Origin of the sequence: Saccharothrix carnea, from assembly GCF_003014735.1 — a bacterium.
Taxonomy (GTDB): domain Bacteria; phylum Actinomycetota; class Actinomycetes; order Mycobacteriales; family Pseudonocardiaceae; genus Actinosynnema; species Actinosynnema carneum.
Window position 1 is genome coordinate 16,056 of sequence record NZ_PYAX01000014.1, and the last position, 20,426, is coordinate 36,481.

19 protein-coding genes are annotated in these 20,426 nt (G+C 70.1%); 5 read left to right on the forward strand and 14 right to left on the reverse strand.

Translation table 11 applies throughout. From position 1 onward, the window contains the following. Nucleotides 1-101: 101 nt before the first annotated feature. From B0I31_RS31810 to B0I31_RS31835, 6 genes are all read right to left on the reverse strand, one after another. A complete protein-coding gene (locus B0I31_RS31810) occupies nt 102-1,673 on the reverse strand; it encodes a right-handed parallel beta-helix repeat-containing protein (protein ID WP_106619095.1) in 1,572 nt (523 codons plus the stop codon). A 210-nt stretch (nt 1,674-1,883) separates the two neighbouring features. Further along, complete coding sequence (locus B0I31_RS31815) at nt 1,884-3,332, reverse strand: DHA2 family efflux MFS transporter permease subunit (protein WP_106619096.1); 1,449 nt, start codon at nt 3,330-3,332, stop codon at nt 1,884-1,886. Nucleotides 3,333-3,469: 137 nt separating this feature from the next. Then, complete coding sequence (locus B0I31_RS31820) at nt 3,470-3,907, reverse strand: DUF488 domain-containing protein (RefSeq protein WP_106619097.1); 438 nt, start codon at nt 3,905-3,907, stop codon at nt 3,470-3,472. Further along, nucleotides 3,904-4,518 (reverse strand): DUF488 domain-containing protein, encoded by a 615-nt coding sequence (locus tag B0I31_RS31825; RefSeq protein WP_106619098.1) that lies wholly within the window; start codon nt 4,516-4,518, stop codon nt 3,904-3,906. Before B0I31_RS31825 ends, B0I31_RS31820 begins: the two co-directional genes overlap by 4 nt. Beyond that, entirely contained in the window at nt 4,515-5,216 is a 702-nt protein-coding gene (locus B0I31_RS31830) for a dual OB domain-containing protein (protein ID WP_106619216.1), read from the reverse strand. The genes B0I31_RS31825 and B0I31_RS31830 overlap by 4 nt, the downstream gene beginning before the upstream one ends. 101 nt (nt 5,217-5,317) lie before the next feature. Next, complete coding sequence (locus tag B0I31_RS31835; RefSeq protein ID WP_106619099.1) at nt 5,318-5,812, reverse strand: FBP domain-containing protein; 495 nt, start codon at nt 5,810-5,812, stop codon at nt 5,318-5,320. A gap of 82 nt (nt 5,813-5,894) precedes the next feature. Here B0I31_RS31835 and B0I31_RS31840 point away from each other — a divergent pair, with 82 nt between their 5' ends. From B0I31_RS31840 to B0I31_RS42760, 5 genes are all read left to right on the forward strand, one after another. Next, nucleotides 5,895-6,461, forward strand: coding sequence for a TetR/AcrR family transcriptional regulator (locus B0I31_RS31840; protein ID WP_106619100.1), 567 nt, complete (start codon nt 5,895-5,897; stop codon nt 6,459-6,461). A 330-nt stretch (nt 6,462-6,791) separates the two neighbouring features. Continuing rightward, the gene (locus tag B0I31_RS31845) at nt 6,792-7,385 is read left to right on the forward strand and encodes a DUF4956 domain-containing protein (protein WP_106619101.1); all 594 of its coding nucleotides are present in this window, start codon (nt 6,792-6,794) and stop codon (nt 7,383-7,385) included. After that, nucleotides 7,382-8,218 (forward strand): polyphosphate polymerase domain-containing protein, encoded by an 837-nt coding sequence (locus tag B0I31_RS31850; protein WP_106619102.1) that lies wholly within the window; start codon nt 7,382-7,384, stop codon nt 8,216-8,218. Before B0I31_RS31845 ends, B0I31_RS31850 begins: the two co-directional genes overlap by 4 nt. Further along, on the forward strand, nt 8,209-10,266 hold the full coding sequence (locus B0I31_RS31855; protein ID WP_245950586.1) for a CotH kinase family protein: 2,058 nt from the start codon (nt 8,209-8,211) through the stop codon (nt 10,264-10,266). The genes B0I31_RS31850 and B0I31_RS31855 overlap by 10 nt, the downstream gene beginning before the upstream one ends. A 216-nt stretch (nt 10,267-10,482) precedes the next feature. Continuing rightward, the gene (locus B0I31_RS42760; RefSeq protein WP_281262334.1) at nt 10,483-11,400 is read left to right on the forward strand and encodes a glycoside hydrolase family 11 protein; all 918 of its coding nucleotides are present in this window, start codon (nt 10,483-10,485) and stop codon (nt 11,398-11,400) included. Between the two features lie 196 nt (nt 11,401-11,596). On the opposite strand, the gene B0I31_RS31865 is transcribed toward B0I31_RS42760, so the two are convergent. The 8 genes from B0I31_RS31865 to B0I31_RS31900 form a co-directional block, all read right to left on the reverse strand. Then, nucleotides 11,597-12,127, reverse strand: coding sequence for a serine hydrolase domain-containing protein (locus tag B0I31_RS31865; RefSeq protein WP_219910890.1), 531 nt, complete (start codon nt 12,125-12,127; stop codon nt 11,597-11,599). Between the two features lie 86 nt (nt 12,128-12,213). Continuing rightward, nucleotides 12,214-12,687 carry a YcxB family protein gene (locus B0I31_RS31870; protein WP_146174025.1) on the reverse strand — a complete coding sequence of 158 codons (474 nt, stop codon included), beginning with the start codon at nt 12,685-12,687 and terminating at the stop codon, nt 12,214-12,216. 42 nt (nt 12,688-12,729) lie between these two features. Beyond that, entirely contained in the window at nt 12,730-13,224 is a 495-nt protein-coding gene (locus B0I31_RS31875) for a methylated-DNA--[protein]-cysteine S-methyltransferase (RefSeq protein WP_219910891.1), read from the reverse strand. A 5-nt stretch (nt 13,225-13,229) separates the two neighbouring features. Further along, nucleotides 13,230-14,480 (reverse strand): ATP-grasp domain-containing protein, encoded by a 1,251-nt coding sequence (locus B0I31_RS31880; protein WP_106619107.1) that lies wholly within the window; start codon nt 14,478-14,480, stop codon nt 13,230-13,232. Nucleotides 14,481-14,506: 26 nt separating this feature from the next. Next, complete coding sequence (locus B0I31_RS31885; protein ID WP_106619108.1) at nt 14,507-15,658, reverse strand: acyl-CoA dehydrogenase family protein; 1,152 nt, start codon at nt 15,656-15,658, stop codon at nt 14,507-14,509. Between the two features lie 57 nt (nt 15,659-15,715). Next, nucleotides 15,716-17,080: an FAD-binding oxidoreductase gene (locus tag B0I31_RS31890; protein ID WP_106619109.1), complete on the reverse strand. Its 1,365-nt coding sequence runs from the start codon at nt 17,078-17,080 to the stop codon at nt 15,716-15,718. Nucleotides 17,081-17,389: 309 nt separating this feature from the next. Then, nucleotides 17,390-18,736, reverse strand: a complete 1,347-nt coding sequence (locus B0I31_RS31895) for an ATP-binding protein (RefSeq protein WP_146174026.1) — start codon at nt 18,734-18,736, stop codon at nt 17,390-17,392. 311 nt (nt 18,737-19,047) lie between these two features. Continuing rightward, nucleotides 19,048-20,280 carry an MFS transporter gene (locus B0I31_RS31900; protein ID WP_106619111.1) on the reverse strand — a complete coding sequence of 411 codons (1,233 nt, stop codon included), beginning with the start codon at nt 20,278-20,280 and terminating at the stop codon, nt 19,048-19,050. Nucleotides 20,281-20,426 lie beyond the last annotated feature (146 nt).

Below are 20,426 nucleotides of genomic sequence, written 5' to 3' on the forward strand. Positions count from 1 at the left end.
CATAGGAGGATGCACGTCGAGGTCGCGCTCGGCGGGCTTGGCGGGCACAAAGCGGCGGGGCCGGGCAATCAGCCCGGCCCCGCCGTCGATCCGCAGGTCTGCTAGAAGCGCGCGCCCACGTCCGCGCCGTTGCTCGGGCGCAGGAAGGTGGACGACGGGATCGAGCCGTCGGCGTTGCGCGGTCCCGTGATCGTGCCCGGGTTCGTGCTCGCGAACGACCACGAGCCGCCGAGGTCCCACGAGTTGCCGCTGCCGCTGGAGTTCGAGCCGAGCGACACGTCCGCACCGTTGCCCGCCGCCAGGTTCTTGGTCAGCGTGCTGTCGGAGCGGTCGAACTGGAACCCGGTCTTCGGGTTGTCCCACGCGGTGCTGCGCTCGACCCGGTGTTGGCCGGGGTTGTTGTTGTCCACGAAACCGCCGGCCGCGTTGTCCCACGCCATCGTGTTGCGCACGGTGTGGTTGGCGGCGACGCCGTTGCCGCCGAGCTTGAACCCGTTGCCGTCACCGGTGAAGTCGGGCAGGTTCCAGCGGTTGAAGCCGTTGCCCCAGGCCAGGCTGTTCTCCAGCAGGATCGGCGAGGAGAACATCCAGTAGTCCAGGCCGTCGTCGGAGTTGTGCCACAGCCGCGCGCCGCGCACCACGTTGCCGGTGCCGGAGCCCTCCTTGATGGCCAGGCCATCGGCGCTCTCGCCGTTCTTGCGCGGGTCGCGGTTGCCGTGGGCGTCCAGGTTGATGATCTGGTTGTTGCCCGACGCGCCTTGCAGGTGCAGGCCGGACTCGTAGTTGTCCCGGGTCACGAGCCGGTCGAACACGGTGTTGTTGACGTCCAGGCCGAACACGCCGTACGGGCCGTGGACGATCTCCAGCCCGATCAGCCGCCAGTGGTCGCCCTCGATGTGCACGGCGCCGCGTTCGGCACGCGGGATGCTGGAACCCACCGCGCCCGGCGTGTGCGGCATGTTCTCGCCGTCGATGACCACGCGCTCGGTGCCGTAGTTGCGCAACGTGATCGGCTGGCTCTCGGTGCCGTTCTTGAGCAGCTGGATGTTGGTGGCGGGTGCGTACGTGCCGCCACGCAGGTGGATCGTGTAGCCCGGCTGGGCCAGGTCGACGCCGCGTTGGATGGTGCGCAGCGGTGCGGCGAGCGTGCCGGGGTTGCCGTCGTCGCCGTCCGGTGCCACGTACAGCGCGTCGGCGGGCGGTGGCGTGCTGTCCTGGGTGAAGTCCAGGTAATCGACGTTCGGCAGGCCCGCCGAGGTGGTGGGGCTGAGCCGGATCGTGCTGGTGCCCGCGGGCACCGTGACGGACAGGGTCTTCGAGGCCCACGTCGACCACGCGCCGGTCGCCTCGAACGAGACCGACTGCCCGGTGGAGCCGTTGACGAGGAGGTTCGCGGCGCGGGCGGACGTGCCGCCGTTGGCGAACCGGACCAGCACCGTCGCGGCGCCCGCGGTCGGCGCGGTGACGGTGAACTGCGCGTGGGCGCCCACGGCGTTGGTCGCGTTGCAGAACCCGGTGCCGGAGTAGCCGGACCAGTTCGACTCGATGGCGCCCTGGCACACCGCGGGTGCGGTTTCCGCTTCGTGGTGCGTGGTCGCGGCGGAGGCCGCGGCTCCCGGTAATCCCAAGGCGACGGCCACCGCGGTGGCGGCGACAAGGGGGGTCAACCTCATTGTTTCTCCCTTTGCGTTACGCGGCGGCGGCCGATGTTCACGCTTCTGAACTGCGAAAACAGTATCGGGAGCGATCTCGGGCACGCTAACGCACACCGTCGGGACGAGGCAATGAGCCGAATGCGGATTCACGATTATGAACAAATGGCGGCGGGCGCGGGGACGATTCACCGTCGTCCCCGCGCCCGCCGTCGTGCGGAGTGTCGCGGACTAGTGCGGTGACTCCGCCTTGCCCGCCTTGACCATGAACGAACCGGCCACGGCCACCAGCGACAGGACCGCCGCCAGCAGGATCGCCGCGTGCATGCCGCCCATCTCGGCGCCGGTCGTCGCCTCACCGGCACCGGCCAGCTCGGCGGCCCGCGCGCTCATCACGCTGACCAGCAACGCCACGCCCGCCGCGGCGGCGAGCTGCTGGGTCGTGCTGAAGATCGCGCTGCCGTGGGAGTACAGCCGCGCGGGCAGCGCGCCCAGGCCCGACGAGAACAGCGGCGTGAACGAGAACGCCAGGCCCAGGCTCAGCACGAGGTGGAACACCAGCACGAGCGTGGCGGGCGTGGTCGCGTCGAACGTCGTGGCGAACCACAGCGAGCCGCTGGTGGCGATGGTGCCGACGATGAGCAGGACGCGCGGTCCCACCCGGTCGTACAGGCGGCCGACGAACGGCGACAGCAGGCCCATCAGCAGGCCACCGGGCAGCAGGAGCAGGCCGGTGGCCAGCGGGTCGAGCGCGAGGACGTTCTGCATGTAGATCGGCAGGATCGTCACCACGCCGAGCAGCAGGCCCATCATCACCATCATCAGGGCGCTGGCCAGGGTGAACGTGCGGAAGGCGAACGTGCGCAGGTCCAGCAGGGCGCGTTCGTGGCGCTGCAGCTGGATCTGCCGCAGCACGAACGCCGTGATGCCCAGCACACCCACCGCGAGCGACGCCCACAGCGTGGCGGACGACCCGCCGCCGCTGTGCCCGATGCTCGACAGGCCGTAGACCAGGCCGCCGAAGCCGAACACCGACAGCACGACCGACAGCACGTCGATCGGCGCGCTGCTCGCCTCGCCGATGCGAGTCACCCAGCGCAGGCCCAGCACCAGCGTGGTGAGCGAGATCGGCAGCACGACCCAGAACATGGCGCGCCAGCTGAACAGGTCCAGCAGCACACCCGACACCGTGGGCCCGATGGCGGGCGCGACGGAGATGACGATGGAGATGTTGCCCATCACCGCGCCGCGGCGGGCCGGCGGCACGAGCGTCATCACGGTCGTCATCAGCAGCGGCAGCATGATCGCCGTGCCGCTGGCCTGCACCACGCGCGCGGCGAGGAGCACCGGGAAGCCAGGGGCCAGCGCGGCGATCAGGGTCCCCGCGCTGAACAGGCCCATCGCCACGCCGTAGAGCACGCGCGTCGACACCCGTTGGATGAGGTAGCCGGTGATCGGGATGACCACCGACATGGTCAGCAGGAAGCCCGCCGTGAGCCACTGGCCCACGGCGGCGGTCACGTTGAGTTCGGTCAGCAGCACGGGCAGTGCGACGCCCATGATGGTCTCGTTCAGGATGACCACGAACGTGGCCACGAGCAGCACGCCGATCACGGCGCGGTCGGCGCGGGTGAGCGCGGGCGGCGACGTCACGGCGTCGGACACACCTGCGGAAGTCATGCGTGGATCCCCCAGAGGAAAAAGATGGGCGCGCCAAAGAGGCAACGGCGCCCCGAGCACCTCAACCCTACCTCCGGAGGCGGCGAGGTCACCTCACCTTTTCCCTGCGGGCGAACCCGGGTGGACGCCGGTCAGGCTCAGGTCAGGTGCTCGACCGTGACGTCACCCCAGCGCTGCGCGAGGTACTCGGCGACCAGCCTGCGGTGGCAGTGGTGCGGTTTGTCCTCACTGCACAGCAGGACCGCGTTGTCGACCAGGTCACGTGGGACGGTGTCCTCGACGCCGCGCTGCCGCATCAGGTCCAGGAACCGGCCCTCGTAGGCCGCCCAGTCGCTGCCGTGCTTCTTGTAGTCGTCCAGCATGGGCTGCGTCGGCGCCAGCTCGGGCCGGTGCGCATAGGACATGCCGCACAGCTCGCGGACGAAGTAGGCCAAGTCGTCCCGCTTGGCGAAACCGGCCAATTGCGACACGTTGTTGAGGCGCACGTCGACCAGGGTGGTCGCGCCCGACCCGCGCAACAGGCTGAAGAACCGCTGCGCGGTCTTCTTCGTGAACCCGATGGTGTAGATCCTCACACCTCTGCCGCCCCGTCCTCGCGAAGCTCGTCGTTGACGTACGCGATCCGGGACTCCTGCCTGTTCAGCGCCTCGTCGAGCCGTTCGGCCCGCGTGCGGAACAGGTCGTCCTCCAGCAGGCCGAACGCGGCCATGAGGCGTTCCATCGCCTCCTCGTGGCCCTCGACCCGCCCGTCCGCGTGGATGTGGCCGACCGTGACGCCGTGCTCGGTGAGCACCCGGGCGACGAGAACCGTGCGGTGGCAGTCCAGTGGTTCGCCCTCGGTGCACATGACCGCGATCCGCTCGACCCGCGCACCACGCAGGACCCGGTCGATCCCGCTGACGAAGTCCGGCGTCTTGGCCAGCCGCTCGTACTGGACCCGGCCATCGACGTAGCAGCTCGGATCGTCGGTGCGCGCCCCGAGTTCCCTGCCGAGGAAGGCGTACTTGATCCCGGCGTCGCGCAGGCCGCGTTCGATCGCGCCGCGGTTGAACTGCGGGGTGAACCGGCTGTGCGGGATCGAGCGCACGTCGGCGACGGCCGTGACCTTGTGCCGGCGCAGCAGCCGCACCAGGTTCGGGAAGTCGTGCACGGAGTGACCGATCGTGAGCACCGGACCGGTCGTCATCGCCTGCCACCGGGCCCGCCGCCGGGGCGCTCGACGATCGCCGCGACCAGCTTGTAGAAGTGGCCCTTGTACTCCTCGCCGAGACTCACCGTCAGCAACGACTCGCCCAGCCGGTACTTGCCGAGCCCTCTGGCCCGGAATTCCTCTTCGTACACCGGATCGGTCACCTTCAGCGCGTACCCGGAGCCCCCGTGGCCGAACCGGGCCCGGACGGCGGGCAGTTGACTCTTGCCGTTCGAATAGGCGGGGCTCACCTCTATTGTCACCCCGGCGACTCGGATGAATTTGAGGGAGTCTACCACGCGGTCTTGCAGTTCGACCGGCACGCGGTCATTGGCGCCGACCACCGTGTGGTCACCGTTGACCCATAAGCTCGCGGGATGTTCCACGAAACCGGATAACTCGTTCCACCCGATCCGACCGACGCGCCGCCACCGGACCGCGGGGTCGAACAGCCAGTTCTCGCGGTGCACGCCGAACGGCCTCGACTTCACCAGCGGCACCGAGATCAGGTCTCCGACCTGCGGTTCCACCCCGCCCCCGTAGTGCCGTTCCCGGGCCAGCACCCCGTGGCCGGGCCGGGCGCCGACGGGACGGACCCACTCCGGACCGCCACCGCCGATCACGATCCCCGCGACACACCGGCCCTGGTGCTTGCGGGAATTGGCTAAACACACCATCAGCTTGGTCGACGCCACGCGCACCCTCCGAAACCACGGATCAGCCGCCGTCGATGGTAGCGCGGGGCCGGTCACCCGAATTGGCGGTTCGGACTTGCGGAATGGGCAACGAGGAATGCTCACCCGAGCACCCGGGCGAGGAACGCGGCGAGCTTCGACGCGGTCCGGGCGGCCTTCTCCTCCGGGGTGAGCGATTCGTGCAGCCGCGAGCCGGGGCCGGCGTCCTTCTTGCCGCGCAGGTAGAGCGAGCAGGCCAGGTCGGCGCAGAGGTAGATGCCCACGGAGTTGCCCTGCTGACCGCCGCGCCCCGCCTTGCGCGCGGTCATCAGGGAGATGCCGTCGCCCGGCTGCGTGGTCAGGCACAGCGAGCACATGGTGCGTCGCGGTTGACCGGCGTGCGGTGTCGCCAGGCGCAGCGCCAGGCCCACCAGGCCGTCGCCGGTCGGCGTCACCAGGTAGGCCCGCTGCGGTGCGGACGGGTCGCGCCAGCCGAGGAAGTCCAGGTCGTCCCACGGTCGGTCGGCCAGGTCACCCGGCACCGGCAGGCGCTTGGCCTCGCCCTTGGTGCAGTTGACGAACGACGCGCGGATCTCGCGCTCGGTTACGGGTTCCACGAGGGCCAAGCTACGTCAGCTAGCCAGAAGCGACAAACCATTAAGTGTTAGCCTAGGGGGTCTAGGTTCAGGGAGGGACAACATGGCACGTGCGGGGCTGACCGTCGAACGCCTGGTCCGCGCGGCGGCCGAGTTGGCCGACGAGGTCGGCTTCGACAACGTGACCGTCTCGGCGCTCGCGCGGCGGTTCGGGGTCAAGGACGCGAGCCTGTACTCGCACCTGAAGAGCGCCCAGGACCTGCGGGAGCGGGTGGCCGTCCTGGCGTTGGCCGAACTCGCCGACCGCGCCGCCTCCGCCCTGGCCGGGCGCGCGGGCAAGGACGCCCTGGTCGCCTTCGCCAACGCCTACCGCGACTACGCCCGGGAGCACCCCGGCCGGTACGCCGCGCTGCGGGTCGACCTGACGCCGGAGATCGCCGCCGCGAGCCGGGCGGACCGGCACTCCGAGCTGACCAGGGCGATCCTGCGCGGCTACCACCTGCCCGAGCCGGCCGAGACCGACGCCGTGCGCCTGCTGCACAGCACGTTCCACGGCTTCACGACGCTCGAAGCGGCAGGCGGCTTCAGCCACCACCCGCGCGACACCGACTCCTCGTGGGCCAAGACCCTGGACGCCCTCCACGTCCTGCTCGGCCACTGGCCGGCGTGACGCCATAGCTCCACCCGAGAAGATCAAGCCGAAACTTTCGACACGTCGTGACATGGGCAGATTACGGGCCGTAAGGATGCGCCGTCCGGCCAGAAGGGCGCAAAGTCCGCCGCCAAATGGCCTCTACCAGCGCAGTGTCCACGTTTTGCTACGCGGCAGTACACCGGCAGTTCATTGACTCGACACCCGAGTTCCCCCTATCGTTTCGCACCAGTTCCCGAAAGTTTACCTGAGTATTCGAAAGTTTCGGCGACCGTCCTGCAGACCCCCGCCAAGAAGCGGGCGGTGCCCAGCCGATCTCGGCCTGCGGCTGTAGGAGGAACGAACGAGATGTCCCAACTCGTCCTGTTCGCGATAGACATCTGCGCGGTGGTACTGCTCGTGTTCGGGCTCTACTTCCCACGACACCGCCGCCGCGACCTGGTCGTCGCCTACCTGGGGGTCAACGTCGGCGTGCTCGCCGTCGCGAGCGCGTTGAGCACCAGCAACACCGGCGCCGGCATCGGGCTCGGCATGGCGCTGTTCGGCGTGCTGTCGATCATCCGCCTGCGCTCGACGGAACTGGACCAGCACGAGGTCGCGTACTACTTCTCGGCCCTCGCGCTGGGCCTGCTCGGCGCGTTGAGCACGACCTCGCTGTGGCTCAACGGCGGCCTGATGGGCCTCATCGTCGTGGTGATGTTCCTGGGCGACAACCGGAAGCTGTTCCGGCACTACCGGCACCAGGTCCTGGTGCTCGACTCGGCCGTCACCGACCACGTCGCGCTCGTCGCGCACCTGGAACAGCTGCTCGACGCCAGGGTCCACGCGGTCACTGTGCAGCGGCTCGACCTGGTCAACGAGACCACGGTCGTCGACGTGCGGTACGCGGTGACCGAACGCGCCCTGACCGCCGCGCCCGCGCACTCCGGGGCGCGCCGATGACCGCGACGACGGTGCACGTGCCCGCCCTGGCCCGGATGGCACCGGTCGGGCTGGCGGAACTGGTCGACCGGGCCGCGCTGCAGACCAGGGTGGACCGCAAGTACCTGGTACCGGCCGAGGCGCTGCCGCTCCTGCTGGAGCAGCTCGCGCCGCACGCACGGGTGCTGGACATCGACGGCGAGCGGACGTTCCGCTACCGATCGGTCTACTTCGACACCCCGCGGCTGGTCAGCTACCACTCCGCGGCCTACCGCAGGCGTCGTCGGTTCAAGGTGCGCACCCGCACCTACCTCGACTCCGCCGAGTGCTGGCTGGAGGTCAAGATCAGCGGCGCGCGGGGCAGCATCACCAAGCACCGCCTGCCGTACCACCCGGACGACCGCGACACCGTCCGCCCGGGACGCCGGTTCGTCGACGAGGCGCTCGCCCGCGAGTCGATCGCGCCCGACACCGACGGCTCCTTCGACCCCGTCCTGGTCACCGACTACCAGCGGACCACGTTGCTGCTTCCGGAGTCCGCGAGCCGGGTCACCATCGACACCGCGCTGTCCTGGCGGCACGACGACGCCGCGCTGCGGCTGTCCGGCCTGGCCGTGATCGAGACCAAGACCGCGTCGGCCGCCTCACCGGTCGACCGCGTGCTGTGGCAGCGGGGGGTGCGGCCCGCCCGGATCTCCAAGTACGCCACGGGGTTGGCCGCGCTCCGCGTGGACCTGCCCGACGCGCCCTGGCGACGGACCCTGCGCCGTCACTTCCGCGGCACCACGTCGTCGGTGGGCCCGGTACCGACCACCCCGTCCCACCGACCCGAACAGGAGGCATCGTGCGTTTGACCCCCCGCAGCAACGGCGCCGCGGCGAAAACCCACCGGTCCCACGTGCTCGCCGTCTCCGCCGTGCTCCTCACCGGACTGCTCGTCCCGTTGTCGGCCGGCGCCGAACCCTCCTCCCCCGGCAGCACGGCCGCGGCCGATGCCATCGCCGCCGCGGCGGCAGCCGAAGACCTGGTCGGCGACATCACGTTCTCCGTGCCCAGCGGCACGTTCCAGGGCCAGGTGTCGGTGTCGCTGAGCACCGCGATCGCCGGCGCCCAGATCCGCTACACCACCAACGGCCAGTTGCCCAACGCCCAGTCGACGCTCTACCAGGGCTCACCGCTGCGGTTCACCGGCACCACGCAGCTGCGCGCGCAGGCCTTCGTGAACCAGGCCGCGTCCGGACGGCCCGGAACGGCGATGTACGTCGCCCGTGAAGCCACCACCACGGCGCACGACCTACCCGTCGTGATGATCGACTCGTACGCCGCGGGCAAGCCCCAGCGCGAGTACTTCAACGCCGCCACCATGGTCTTCGAACCGCAGGCGGGCGGCACGACCTCGTTGGCCGCCGCACCCGCGGTCGCCACCCGCGCCGGGTTCCGGCTGCGCGGCCAGTCGTCGGCCTCGTTCGAGAAGACGCCGTACCGCCTGGAGTTCTGGGACAACGGGGGCGACGACGCCGACTACCCGGTGCTCGGCATGCCCGCCGACTCCGACTGGGTGCTGCGCGGCCCGTTCACCGACAAGTCCCTGATCCGCGAGGCGTTCATCTACGACCTCGGCCGCGAGATGGGGCTCAAGGCGCCGCGCTACAAGTTCGTCGAGTTCTACCTCAACACCGACGCGAGCGCGGTCGGCTCGGCCGACTACATGGGCGTCTACATGATGGTCGAGACGATCAAGAACTCGAAGAACCGGCTCGACCTCAAGGGCCTGGACGAGGACGACACGACGCTGCCGACGATCCAGGGCGGGTACATCTTCAAGTTCGAGTGGATGGCCGCCGAGGAGCCGACGCTGCCGTGCACCGGGCCGGCGAACACCTGCTGGAACTACCTGGAGGTGGCCGACCCCGACCCGCTGAACACCCAGCAGCGCGACTGGTTGCGCGGGCACGTCCAGGAGTTCCACGACGTGCTGCGGGCACCGAACTTCGCCGACCCGACCACCGGGTACCAGAAGTACGTCGACGTGCCGTCGTTCATCGACCACATGATCCTCAACGAGTTGAGCCGCGGCATGGACGCCTACATCCGCAGCGCGCACTTCTACAAGGACCGGGACAGCAAGATCTTCGCCGGGCCGCTGTGGGACTTCGACCTCACGTTCGGCGTTGGCGGGTACTTCCAGAACGACCAGGTCTCCGGCTGGCAGCACCAGCAGACCCGGCAGCCGCTGGCCAACGACTGGTACACCCAGCTCCTGCGCGACCCGGCGTTCGTCAACCAGACCAAGTCGCGCTGGCAGTCGTTGCGGCGCGGCCTGCTCTCCGATTCCGCGCTGGCCGGTCGGATCGACGCGCTGTCCCGGCCGCTGACCAACGGCGCTCAACGCAACTTCCAGCGCTGGCCGAACCTGAGCTCGGCCACAGTCGGCTTCTTCCGCACCCCGACCGCGCCCACGTGGCAGGGCCAGGTGCAGGCGATGCGGGACTGGATGCAGCGCCGCATCACGTGGCTCGACTCCGCCTCCGGCTGGGGAGGTTCGACCACACCGACGTCCACCACGACGACAACAACAACCACCACCACTCCGCCTGTCGGGGCACGGTGTTCGGCGACGTACACGGTGGTCAACCAGTGGCAGGGCGGGTTCCAGGGCGAGGTCCGCGTCACCGCCGGCACGTCGGCCATCAGCAACTGGACCGTGTCGTGGACCTACGCCAACGGTGAGACGGTCACGCAGGCGTGGAACGCGACCGTCACCAGCCAGGGCTCCACGGTCACCGCCCGCAACGCCGCGCACAACGGCTCGGTCGGCGCGGGCGCCAGTGCCACGTTCGGGTTCCTCGGGTCGTCCACCGGGTCGCCCGGCGCGCCGGTGCTCACCTGCACCGCGGGCTGAGGCCCGGCGGACGCGCGTGCCCGGCACCACCCCCGCGGTGCCGGGCACGCGGCCGTTTCGGTGAACCCGTTCCGGCCCGGCGTATTCGACCGGAAAGTTTCGCAACCTGTTGACAGGTTCAGACAGTCGACTTGATGCTATTTCCCGTCGATCAGCAACGCTGCTGAAAGGAATTCGCCGATGGCCGGCAAGATCAGAGGCGGGAGATTGCTCCCGTTGACGGCGATCACTTTCCTGCTCATGGCGATCGTGGCGTCGAACGCGCACGCGGCCGTGACCACCAATCAAGAAGGCACCAACAACGGGTACTTCTACTCGTTCTGGACCGACAGCCAGGGCACGGTCTCCATGGAGCTCGGGTCCGGCGGCAATTACAGCACGTCGTGGCGCAACACCGGCAACTTCGTCGCGGGCAAGGGCTGGGCCACCGGCGGGCGCCGGACGGTGAACTACTCGGGCAGCTTCAACCCGTCCGGCAACGCCTATCTGACGCTTTACGGCTGGACCCGCAACCCGCTGGTCGAGTACTACATCGTCGACAACTGGGGCACTTACCGGCCGACCGGCCAGTACAAGGGCACGGTCACCACCGACGGCGGTACTTACGACATCTACAAGACCACCCGGACCAATGCGCCGTCCATCGACGGCACGCGCACTTTCGACCAGTACTGGAGCGTTCGGCAGTCGAAGAAGACGGGCGGCAGCATCACGTCCGGCAACCACTTCGACGCGTGGGCCCGCCAGGGGATGAACCTGGGCAGCCACTACTACATGATCATGGCGACCGAGGGCTACCAGAGCAGCGGCAGCTCCAACATCACCGTCGACGGCACCTCCACCGGCAACCCGCCCAACCCGGGCACCGGCGGCTGCACCGCCACCCTGTCCGCGGGTGACCGGTGGAGCGACCGCTACAACCTCAACGTCTCGGTCAGCGGCTCGTCCAACTGGACCGTGACGATGAACGTCCCGTCGCCCGCGAAGGTCCTGTCCACCTGGAACATCAGCGCGAGCTACCCGAACGCCCAAACCCTGACCGCACGACCGAACGGCAGCGGCAACAACTGGGGCGCGACCATCCAGGCCAACGGCAACTGGACCTGGCCCTCCGTCTCCTGCGCGGCGAGCTGACCCACCCGGCGAACCGGCGCGGCGGCACCCCTCGCCGCCGCGCCGTCCCGCTGCCCGCCCTCGGTGACCGTTTCCGAGCTACCGGGGTTGGGTGAACCGGCGGCCGGTGATGCGGATCATCGACCACCGGACCACGGCCTCGTGATGGTGGCGCAGGCGCTCCGGTTCAGACGGGGTCCCTCGTCCGGTCACCGAGTCAGCAGTAGACCTCCTCAAGCAGCGCCTCGCGGCCGGTGACCGACCCGAAGTCCCAGGCCCAGCTCACCGCGAAGGTCATCCTCGTGCGGGTGTCCTCGCTGCTCACCACCGTGCTGGAGTAGCCCGTGAGACGCCCGTTGTGGCCCCACACCCGTGCTCCGCACGACACCTCGTAGGTGACCAGCCCCAGCCCTCTTCCATCGACCGTGCCCAGCATCTCCCGCAGTTGGGCCGGGTGCAGCAGGCGGCCGTCCAGCAGCGCGTCCACGAAGCGGTTCAGGTCCGCCGTGGTGGAGATCATCTCGCCGGCCGCCCCGATGAAGGACGGGTCGTACTCGGTGACGTCGAAGACCTCGTCCTCGAACCTGAGGTAGGCGCGGGCGTGCGGACCGGGGATCTCCACCCGCGTGCCCGGCAGTGACGTTCCCCGCAGCCCGAGCGGGCGCAGGACGCGGTGCGTGATCGCATCGCCGTAGGACCGCCCGCTCTCGCGCGTGCGGTGCTGGACAACCCCCGCAGGCTGGCCCACAACGGCGGCCGGCGGACGTTCACCGAGGACGAAGCCGTGCGCACGGCCGCGGCGGAACTCCTCGACCGGGACGGACCCGGTCCAGGTCAGGCGGGTTGGCGCTGGGCGAGGATGGCGACGAACTGCGACCGCTGCTCCGCGGTCATCAGATTCTTGTAGATGCCGAGGGCCTGCGCCTTGGTGATCATGAGGAACCACGCGTCGGGCTGTTCGTCGACCCGTTGGATCGTCGACCACGCCAACCGCTGCTCGTACGCGTCCGCCTTCATGGTGATCCCGGCCTCGTCCACGGTCAGCCGGTAGTCCTGCCGGGTGGCCGGGTTCAGCGCGCGCAGGCTCTGCCACAGCAGCAACGGCTCCATCGCGACGGCGTAGACCAGGCCGAGGACGACCAGGAGGATCGTCGTGATCGTGGGTCCGGTCACGAGCATCAGCACCGCGCCGAGAGCCGCCATGATCAGGCCGATGACGCGCAGCCTCTTGACGTTGCGGCGCAGCACGAACTTGAGCGAGCGACGCAGGCGCTGCTCGTCATAGGGAACCGCCATCGAGATTTCCACGCGCGGATGGTAGTCGGACGCACCGACACGGGTGGACGAGTTTCACCAGAGCAGGTCACCGCGTTCGAAGCCCAGCAGCATCCGCTTGCGCTCGATCCCGCCGCCGTACCCGGTGAGGCTGCCGGTCGAGCCGACGACCCGGTGGCACGGCACGATGATGCTGATCGGGTTCTTCCCGTTGGCCAGCCCGACCGCGCGGGACGCGGTGGGCCGGCCGATCTGGGCCGCCAGCTCGCCGTACGACACCGTCTCGCCGTGCGGGATGTCCTTCAGGGCGTCCCACACGGTCCGCTGGAACGGGGTGCCCGCCATCGACAGCGGCAGGTCGAACTCCGTCCGCTTGCCCGCGAAGTACTCCTCCAGCTGGGCGACCACCTCGCCGAACGGCGCCGCGTCGCGCGCGCCGAAGGTCGACAGCGCCGGTCGGTGGCGGTGTTCGGCCATGTACAGGCCCGCGAGCACGCCGTCTCGCGCGACCAGCGTGATCTCACCGATCGGGCTGTCGATCACCGTGTGCACGGCGACTGGGGTTGGCATGCCGGTCATTCTGCCGCGCGCACCTGCACCTTGATCGCCCCGGCTGCCTTCTCCGCGAGCACCGCCGCCTCGGCCGGGGTGTCCGCCACGACCGTCACCGAACCGGCCCGGTCCCACGAGCTGCGCAGCTCCCGCACCTCCTCGCCGGGTGCCGCCGACACCGACGCGGAAAGCACGCCGGGCATGGCCTTGGCCTCCTCCAGGCCCTCGACCGCCACGACCTCGCCCGGCTCGGCCCGCAGGAACCGCACGGCCGCCGCGCGTTCGGCCTTGCCGGGCAGTGCGGGCGGCTCCTCGCCGCGCATGATCGTGTAGTAGCGCTCGGCCAGCGGGAACCCGTAGGCCTCGTCGATCAGCCACGTGATGCCGTCGCCGGGGAACCGGCCCGCGCACTCGACCAGGTAAGGCGTGCCGTCCGCCAGGATCCACTCGCAGTGCACGATGCCGGTGCCGAAGCCGACCGCCCGCAACACCGCCCCGGTGCGTTCGGCGAGCAGCGCGGACGTGTCCTCGGGCAGGTCGGCGGGCACGAGGTGGCCCAGCTCGATCGGGCGCGGACCGGGGAACAGGGTCTTGCCGGTGACGTTGGTGAACAGCGGCACGCCGTCGCGGACCAGCATCTCGACGCTGTACTCCGCGCCGCTGACGAACGTCTCGACCAGCATCCGCAGCGGGATCTCCCGCTCGGGCACCAGGATGCCCTCGTCCTGGCCGGCCAGGCACTCCTGCCACGCCTGGTCGACCTCGGCCACGTCGTGCAGCACCTTCGTGCCCAGCGACGCCTGCCGGTTCGCGGGCTTGAGCACGACGCGGCCGGGGTTGGCGGCCATGAACGCGCGCACGTCGTCCGGCGTGTCCACCGCCGTCGACGCGGGGTTGTCGACACCCGCGGCCCGGGTGACGCGGCGCAGCAACTCCTTGTCCCGCAACAGCTGCGCCGCACCGCTGGTCGCGCCGGGCAGCCCGTAGCGCTCGGCGAGCCGGGCCGCGAACGGCGTGGCGTACTCGACCAGCGGCACGACGTAGGCCGGGTCGAGGTCGGGGTAGGTGTTGTAGAACTCGTCCGCCGCGCCCGCCACCTGGTACTCCCACGGCACGAGTTCGCGCAGCATGGGCGCGCCCGCCATCTTCCCGGCCACGTCCCGGTTGCGGATGACGTCCGGCTCGTCGACGAGCACCATCGAGGCGTCCTCGAACTCGGGGCGGGTGGGCAGCGGCGCCAGGAAGCCGACGATGATCACCGGTCGCGCGGTCATGGTGTCCTCTCCAAGGTTGGTCGTGCTCATCGGGTGATGCCGAGCGCGAGCGGGAAAGCGGGCGCGCCGCCGAGCAGGTACGCGCCGGCGGTCTGCAGGATCCGGTCCTGGGCGACGACGTGCTGGCACATGGTCGTAGTGTCGCGCAGCCACCGGTCCAGCGGTGACGGCCGGTAGATCGACGCGGTCTGCACCAGGTCGTACAGCCTGGTCACGATGGACCGGGCGGTGCGGAACGCGTGCAGCCGGGACAGCGGCAGCGCGGCCCGCTCGTGCGGCGTGAGGTCGTTCATGGTGCCGCCGGCCGACAGCACGTCCCACTGGCGCCGCAGGCTCTCGTACACGCCCGCGCGGGTGGCGGTGAAGTCCGCCTCGCACTCGGCCAGGGCGACCTGGGTGCGGTAGTCGTCCACCCGCCCCTTGGCGACGGCGGTCTCGCGGACGAAGTCCAGCGCGGCGCGGGCCACCCCGAGCGGCACACCCGGCATGTTGCGCCTGTGCACCTCGGCCTGCGCCAGCGGCCCGGCGGGTCCGTGCACCTCGCTGAACAGCAACGTGTGCTCCGCGGGCACGAACACGTCGGTGATCGTGTAGTCGCAGCTGCCGCTGCCCGCCAGGCCCGTGGTGTGCCAGGTGTCGACCACCTCGACCCGCTCCCGCGGCACCATCATCAGCATCGAGTTCTGCGGCACGCCGTCCGGCTCGCCGTCGCGGAACAGCATCGCGCCGGACACCACCCAGTCGGCGTGCGTGATGCCGCTGCCGAACTGCCAGCGGCCGGTCAGCCGGTAGCCGCCGGGCACGATCTCCGCCCGGCCGGTCGGGAACAGCAGGCCCGCGGTCACCATGTCGATGCTGGGGAACATCCCCTTGGCCACGGCCGGATCCAGGAACCGGGCGTACAGGCCGGTGTCCATGCCGATCATGGCGCACCACCCGGCGGACGCGTCACCGTACGCCAGCGCCTCGACGACCCTGGTCTGCTGCTCCGAGGTCATCTCGGGGCCACCCCGGTCACGGCCGAAGCCCATCCGGAACACGCCCGCGTCACGCATCAGCGCCACGACGTCCTCGGGCAGGCGCCGCAGGCTCTCGATCTCCTCGGACCGCTCGCGCAGCCTCGGTGCCAGCTCCTGGGCGCGGGCGAGGATCTCCTCGCCCGTCTCGGGCACGGCCATGGTCACTCCTGAGCGGTTGTCCGAGGTGGTCGACCTGCTTGTCGACACCGGTCGGTCCTAGATCGCCTGGGGGAAGCGGAAGACGCGGTCGGGGTCGTACCGGCGCTTCACCTCGACCAACCGGGCGTGGTTCGGCCCGTGGTAGGCCGACCGCCAGTCGTCCAGGTCGGGATCGGTGAAGTTGACGTACGCCGCGTCCGCCGCGAACTCGCCCATCCGCTCGTGCAGCCCGGCGAGCCAGTCGAGGTTCGCGCGCACCACGGCGGGCCCGTCCTCGGTGTGCCACGACGTGTCCATCGAGATCAGGAAGAGCACGTCGCGGTGCGGGAACGCGGTCTCGGTGACCGGCACCCGGTTGATCGCACCACCCCACGTGAACAGCGCGACCCCCGCACCGTCGGCGTTGCTGCTTCCCGGCCACGCGTCGACCGCGTCCACGATGGTGGCCACCCCCGCGTCCGGCAACGGCTTGGCCGTGGACCGCGTGCGCACGGCGAACGCGCCACCCTCCGTGTTGTGGTGCAGGTAGTCCTTGGCCTCCCAGTAGGTCCGGTCGGCGATGTCGACCCGGAACGGCTCGGCCACCGCCAGCGCGGGCCGCAACAACTCCCGCAACTCCTCGGCCGGGCCCAGGTGCCACCCGACGACCGAGACGACCGCCTCCTCGGCACCGGCACGCGCGACGCCGATGCGGGCCGCGAACTCGTCCGGCGCCCGTTCCATGATCTCCTGCATGCACCCCAACACGTCCCGCGCGTGTTCGCGGTGCCACAACAACAGGCACGTCGAACTGGTCAACACCGGCCGCGCCTGGAACGTGAACGACGTGTTCACCCCGAAGTTACCGCCGCCACCACCCCGACACGCCCAGAACAGATCGGCGTTGCTGGTCTCATTGCACGTGACCATCGTCCCATCGGCCAACACGACCTCGGTCTCCACCAACGAGTCACAGGTGAGGCCGAACGACCGCGACACCGCCGCCACACCACCACCCAGCACCAACCCACCGATGGCCACGTCATCCGCATTACCCGCCGGAAACGCCAAGTCGTACCGCTCCAACCCGGCGTAGAGCGTCGACATCCGCGTCCCGCCACCCACCGTCACCAACTCGCTGGACGGATCCACCCGAACCTCGTCCAACCCCCGCAAATCCAACACGAGCCCGGCGTTCACCGAGTAGCCCGCATAACTGTGCCCACCACCCCTGGCCACCACCGGCACCCCGTTGTCCCGCGCCCAAACGATCGCCCGCCCCACATCATCCGCACCAGCCACCGACAACACGGCCAACGGCCGCACATCGGCAAACCGCTTGTTGAACGGACGACTGGCCGCCACGAACCCGGGATCTCCCGGCAACCGCACGTACCCGTCCACCAACTCCGCGAGCGTCGAGAAGTCGACCGATCCACCCACTTCAGCGCACCTCCCCCAGGCCGGAACTCTCGTACTCACAACGGACCCGCCGCCCGCCCACCGAGGCCCGATTCGACATGGGTTCGGGTGCTTCAGGCTGGTCGAAGCCAGCAGGCCCGGCGGGACGCTCTTCCCCGCCGGGCCTGCCGGCTTTGGCCTGCCTGGAGTGCCCGCAAGGGCCCCATGTCAAATCGAGCCGGAAGGAACCACCAACCCCCGCCCCGCGCCCCCCGTGCACGCGACCCGGATTTACCAGCTATTCCCGCGAACTCCCGCGCGAATTAACGCAGCAGCCCGTCACGACCACAGTCAAGCCGACTGCACAGTTGATCGGTAGTGGCGTCCGGCCGTGACAATCAATTCCTGGCGGGTCGACCGGCGCACCGTGTGCCCGGTCGCACGCAGGTCGAGCACGAACGCGCGGCCCAGCGGATCCAACCGGTACGCCCCCGGCCTGCCGGCACCGCGCAGCAACCCCGCGTCGGCCAACTCGTACACCGGTTCGTCGTCGATGAACGCACCGAGCAGCACCGGCTCGGCCGCCGGCTGGTGCGCCACCTGGTGCAGCAGCGCCTTCGCCGCCTCACCGAGGCCCAGGTAGGTGGACTGGTAGGAGTCGCGCACCGACAGGTCGCCGACGCGCAGCCAGTCCAGCAACGCACCGGGCTCGCTCAGCCGCGCGAGCACCAGGCTCACCGGCACGTCCGGCCTGGCCGCGAGCTTGCGCGCGGCGATGTCCAGCGCCAGCGGCAGGTCGCCGCACAGCCGGGCGAGCCGGTCGCACACCTCGGGCTCGGCGGCGACCGGGTCCGGCACTCCGCCCGCGAGCATCGCGATGGCCTCCACCCGCGGCGGCACGGCCAGCCGCAGCCTGCGCACGCCGCGCAGGCCGAGCAGCGCCGACCGGCCGACGACGATCGTGGTGCTGTGCGGGCTCTCCACCAGCAGCGGGCGGACCTGCCGCTCGTCGCGAACGTTGTCCAGCAGCACGACGAGCCTGCGTTCGGCGATCAGGGATCGGTATAAGCCCGCCTGCTGGTCGACGGTGTCCGGCAGGTTCTCGACGGGCACGCCCAACGCGCGCAGGAACCCGTCCAGCACGGTCCGCGCGCCCCGCTCCCCCGGCTCCAGCGGCCCGAGGTCGACGTAGAGCCCGCCGTCCACCGCGTCGGCGGCCAGGCGGTGGGCGTGGTGCAGCGCCAGCTCGGTCTTGCCGACACCCGCCGGTCCGCTGATCACCACGGGGGTGGCCGGGTCGGCGGCGAGCAGGCGCAGTTCGTCGGCCCGGCCGACGAAGCGGCGCGGTCTCATCGGCAGCTGCGCCGGTCGCGGCACGCACGACCGCGCGGTCACCGGTTCCGGGCGCACCGACGTGCCCGCGGCTTCGGGGTCCAGTCCGCTGGACACCTCCAGCCACCGACGTCGCCACTGCTCGCGGTCGCCGCCGCACGCGGCCACGAACGCCAGCGTCACCTGCAACGTCGGCATGCGGTGGCCGCTGGCCGCGCTGGACAGCACCGACGAGGAGTACAAGGCCGCCCGACCCATGTCCCGGTACGTGGGGTTGCCCGCCCGAGCGCGCAGTCGTCGCAACTCGCTCGCGAAGGTCGCGACCGCTCCGGACGAGGCGTCGACAGGTTTTTCCGGTCTACCCATCCCCAGCGGATCCCTTTCTCTCCATGTGGCGGGCCAAGCATGAATAAGGGGTCGACCTCCCGCTACCGCCGATCGGAGGACCATAGGGATTGAATATGACCTCAAAGCGAGGAACCGTAACGTTCGGACCACGAGGCATTTGTAACCCAACGTCGCGACGCGTGCGCGGCGAGTTGCAACCTTATTATCGGTGACCCGGAAAATCCGGGAAAAAGACCCCGGAACGACGACCGGCCCGACAGGCGTCGCCTGCCGGGCCGTCGTCCGCAATGCGTGTGGTCGGTCACACCGATTCCATCACACTGTTTCGGTCACACCGTTTCGGTCACCGGGTTCTTGCCCTCCCTCATGCCCACCAGCGCGAACCAGCCGCCGATCAGCCCGAGCACCCCGCACAGCAGCCACACGCCGTTGCCGAACGCGCCCCAGGCCAGCACGCCGAGCGTGGGGCCCAACGCCGAACCGAGGCCGAACGTGGCCTGGTGCGTGCCGACGTACCGGCCGCGCACCGAGGCGGGGAACTTCGCCGGGTGCGCGAACATCGTCGGCCCGCTGATCATCACGCCGAGCACGAACACCGCCGTGCTGACCACGATCACCACCGCGTGCGAGCCGAGCCCGTACCCCGCCGCGCCCAGGCCCATCACCGCCGTGCCGACCGCGCCGGCCGCCCACGGCACCCAGTTCTTCACGTACGAGGTGATCTTCAACTCGGACACGACCAGGATGATCGACGCCGTGGTGAGCACGATGCTGTACAGCGCGGCCGGGTGGCCCTCGCTGGTGATCTTCAGCGGCAACGCCACCACGTACTGCACGTAGATGAGCGTGCCGAGCAGCACCGACGCGAGGAACGCCAGGTACCGGCCGTCGCGCAGCATCACCGCGTACGCCGACCGCTTCTGGTCGCCCGACTCGGCCTCGTCGTCGTCGCGCGGCGCGGCCATGGCGGGCAGGGTCAGCCGCGCCACCACCGCGTACGCCAGCGCCGACACGGCGTCGAAGTAGAACAGCAGGTCCCAGTCGACCAGGATCAGGCCCGCCGCGATGAGCGGCGCGAGGGCCGCGCCGCCGTTGAGCGCGATGCGCATCATGGAGAACGCCATGACCCGGTGCTCGGCCGGCATCAGCTCGCTGAGCAGCACGGCCGCCGCGGGCCGGTAGCACTGGGTGGCCAGGCCCGCCGCGCCGATGGCGACCAGCAGCACGCCGAACAGCCCCGGCGTGCTCAGCATCGGCATGACCGCCAGCACCGCCGCCGACGCCGTCATGGCGCTGACGATCGTGGCGCGCGGCCCGAGCCGGTGGGTCAGCTCCCCGCCGAGCAGCGTGCCGAGCACCGCGCCCGCGCTGTAGCAGGTGAGCGCGATACCGGCCTGGCCGATGGAGAACTGGCGCGCCGTCAGGTACAGCACCAGGAACGTCTGCGCGAACGCGCCGAGCTGGTTGACGAGCACGCCGGCGAGCAGGTAGCGGACCGGCCGTGGCGTCGCGCGGACGCTCGCGAGAACGCCGCCCGCCGCACCCGCTTCCTTCGTGGTCACTGCGATTTTCCCCGTCCGTCGCCAACCGATTACGAATCGTCCTCGGCCGGGGCACCCGTCACGGGCGCCCCGGCCGAGGTCCAGTCCACCGGAGCCGGACGTTGTCCGACAGGGTTGATCTGACCTCACGATCAATCGAGGTCGGC

What these genes read in the sequence shown, in the direction of transcription:
- B0I31_RS31840 (WP_106619100.1), top strand. Translation starts at nt 5,895, where the DNA reads ATGGCACGTGCGGGGCTGACCGTCGAACGCCTGGTCCGCGCGGCGGCC.
- B0I31_RS31845 (WP_106619101.1), top strand. Translation starts at nt 6,792, where the DNA reads ATGTCCCAACTCGTCCTGTTCGCGATAGACATCTGCGCGGTGGTACTG.
- B0I31_RS31875 (WP_219910891.1), bottom strand. Translation starts at nt 13,224, where the DNA reads ATGCCAACCCCAGTCGCCGTGCACACGGTGATCGACAGCCCGATCGGT.
- B0I31_RS31810 (WP_106619095.1), bottom strand. Translation starts at nt 1,673, where the DNA reads ATGAGGTTGACCCCCCTTGTCGCCGCCACCGCGGTGGCCGTCGCCTTG.
- B0I31_RS31880 (WP_106619107.1), bottom strand. Translation starts at nt 14,480, where the DNA reads ATGACCGCGCGACCGGTGATCATCGTCGGCTTCCTGGCGCCGCTGCCC.
- B0I31_RS31885 (WP_106619108.1), bottom strand. Translation starts at nt 15,658, where the DNA reads ATGGCCGTGCCCGAGACGGGCGAGGAGATCCTCGCCCGCGCCCAGGAG.
- B0I31_RS31825 (WP_106619098.1), bottom strand. Translation starts at nt 4,518, where the DNA reads ATGACGACCGGTCCGGTGCTCACGATCGGTCACTCCGTGCACGACTTC.
- B0I31_RS31850 (WP_106619102.1), top strand. Translation starts at nt 7,382, where the DNA reads ATGACCGCGACGACGGTGCACGTGCCCGCCCTGGCCCGGATGGCACCG.
- B0I31_RS31815 (WP_106619096.1), bottom strand. Translation starts at nt 3,332, where the DNA reads ATGACTTCCGCAGGTGTGTCCGACGCCGTGACGTCGCCGCCCGCGCTC.
- B0I31_RS31895 (WP_146174026.1), bottom strand. Translation starts at nt 18,736, where the DNA reads ATGGGTAGACCGGAAAAACCTGTCGACGCCTCGTCCGGAGCGGTCGCG.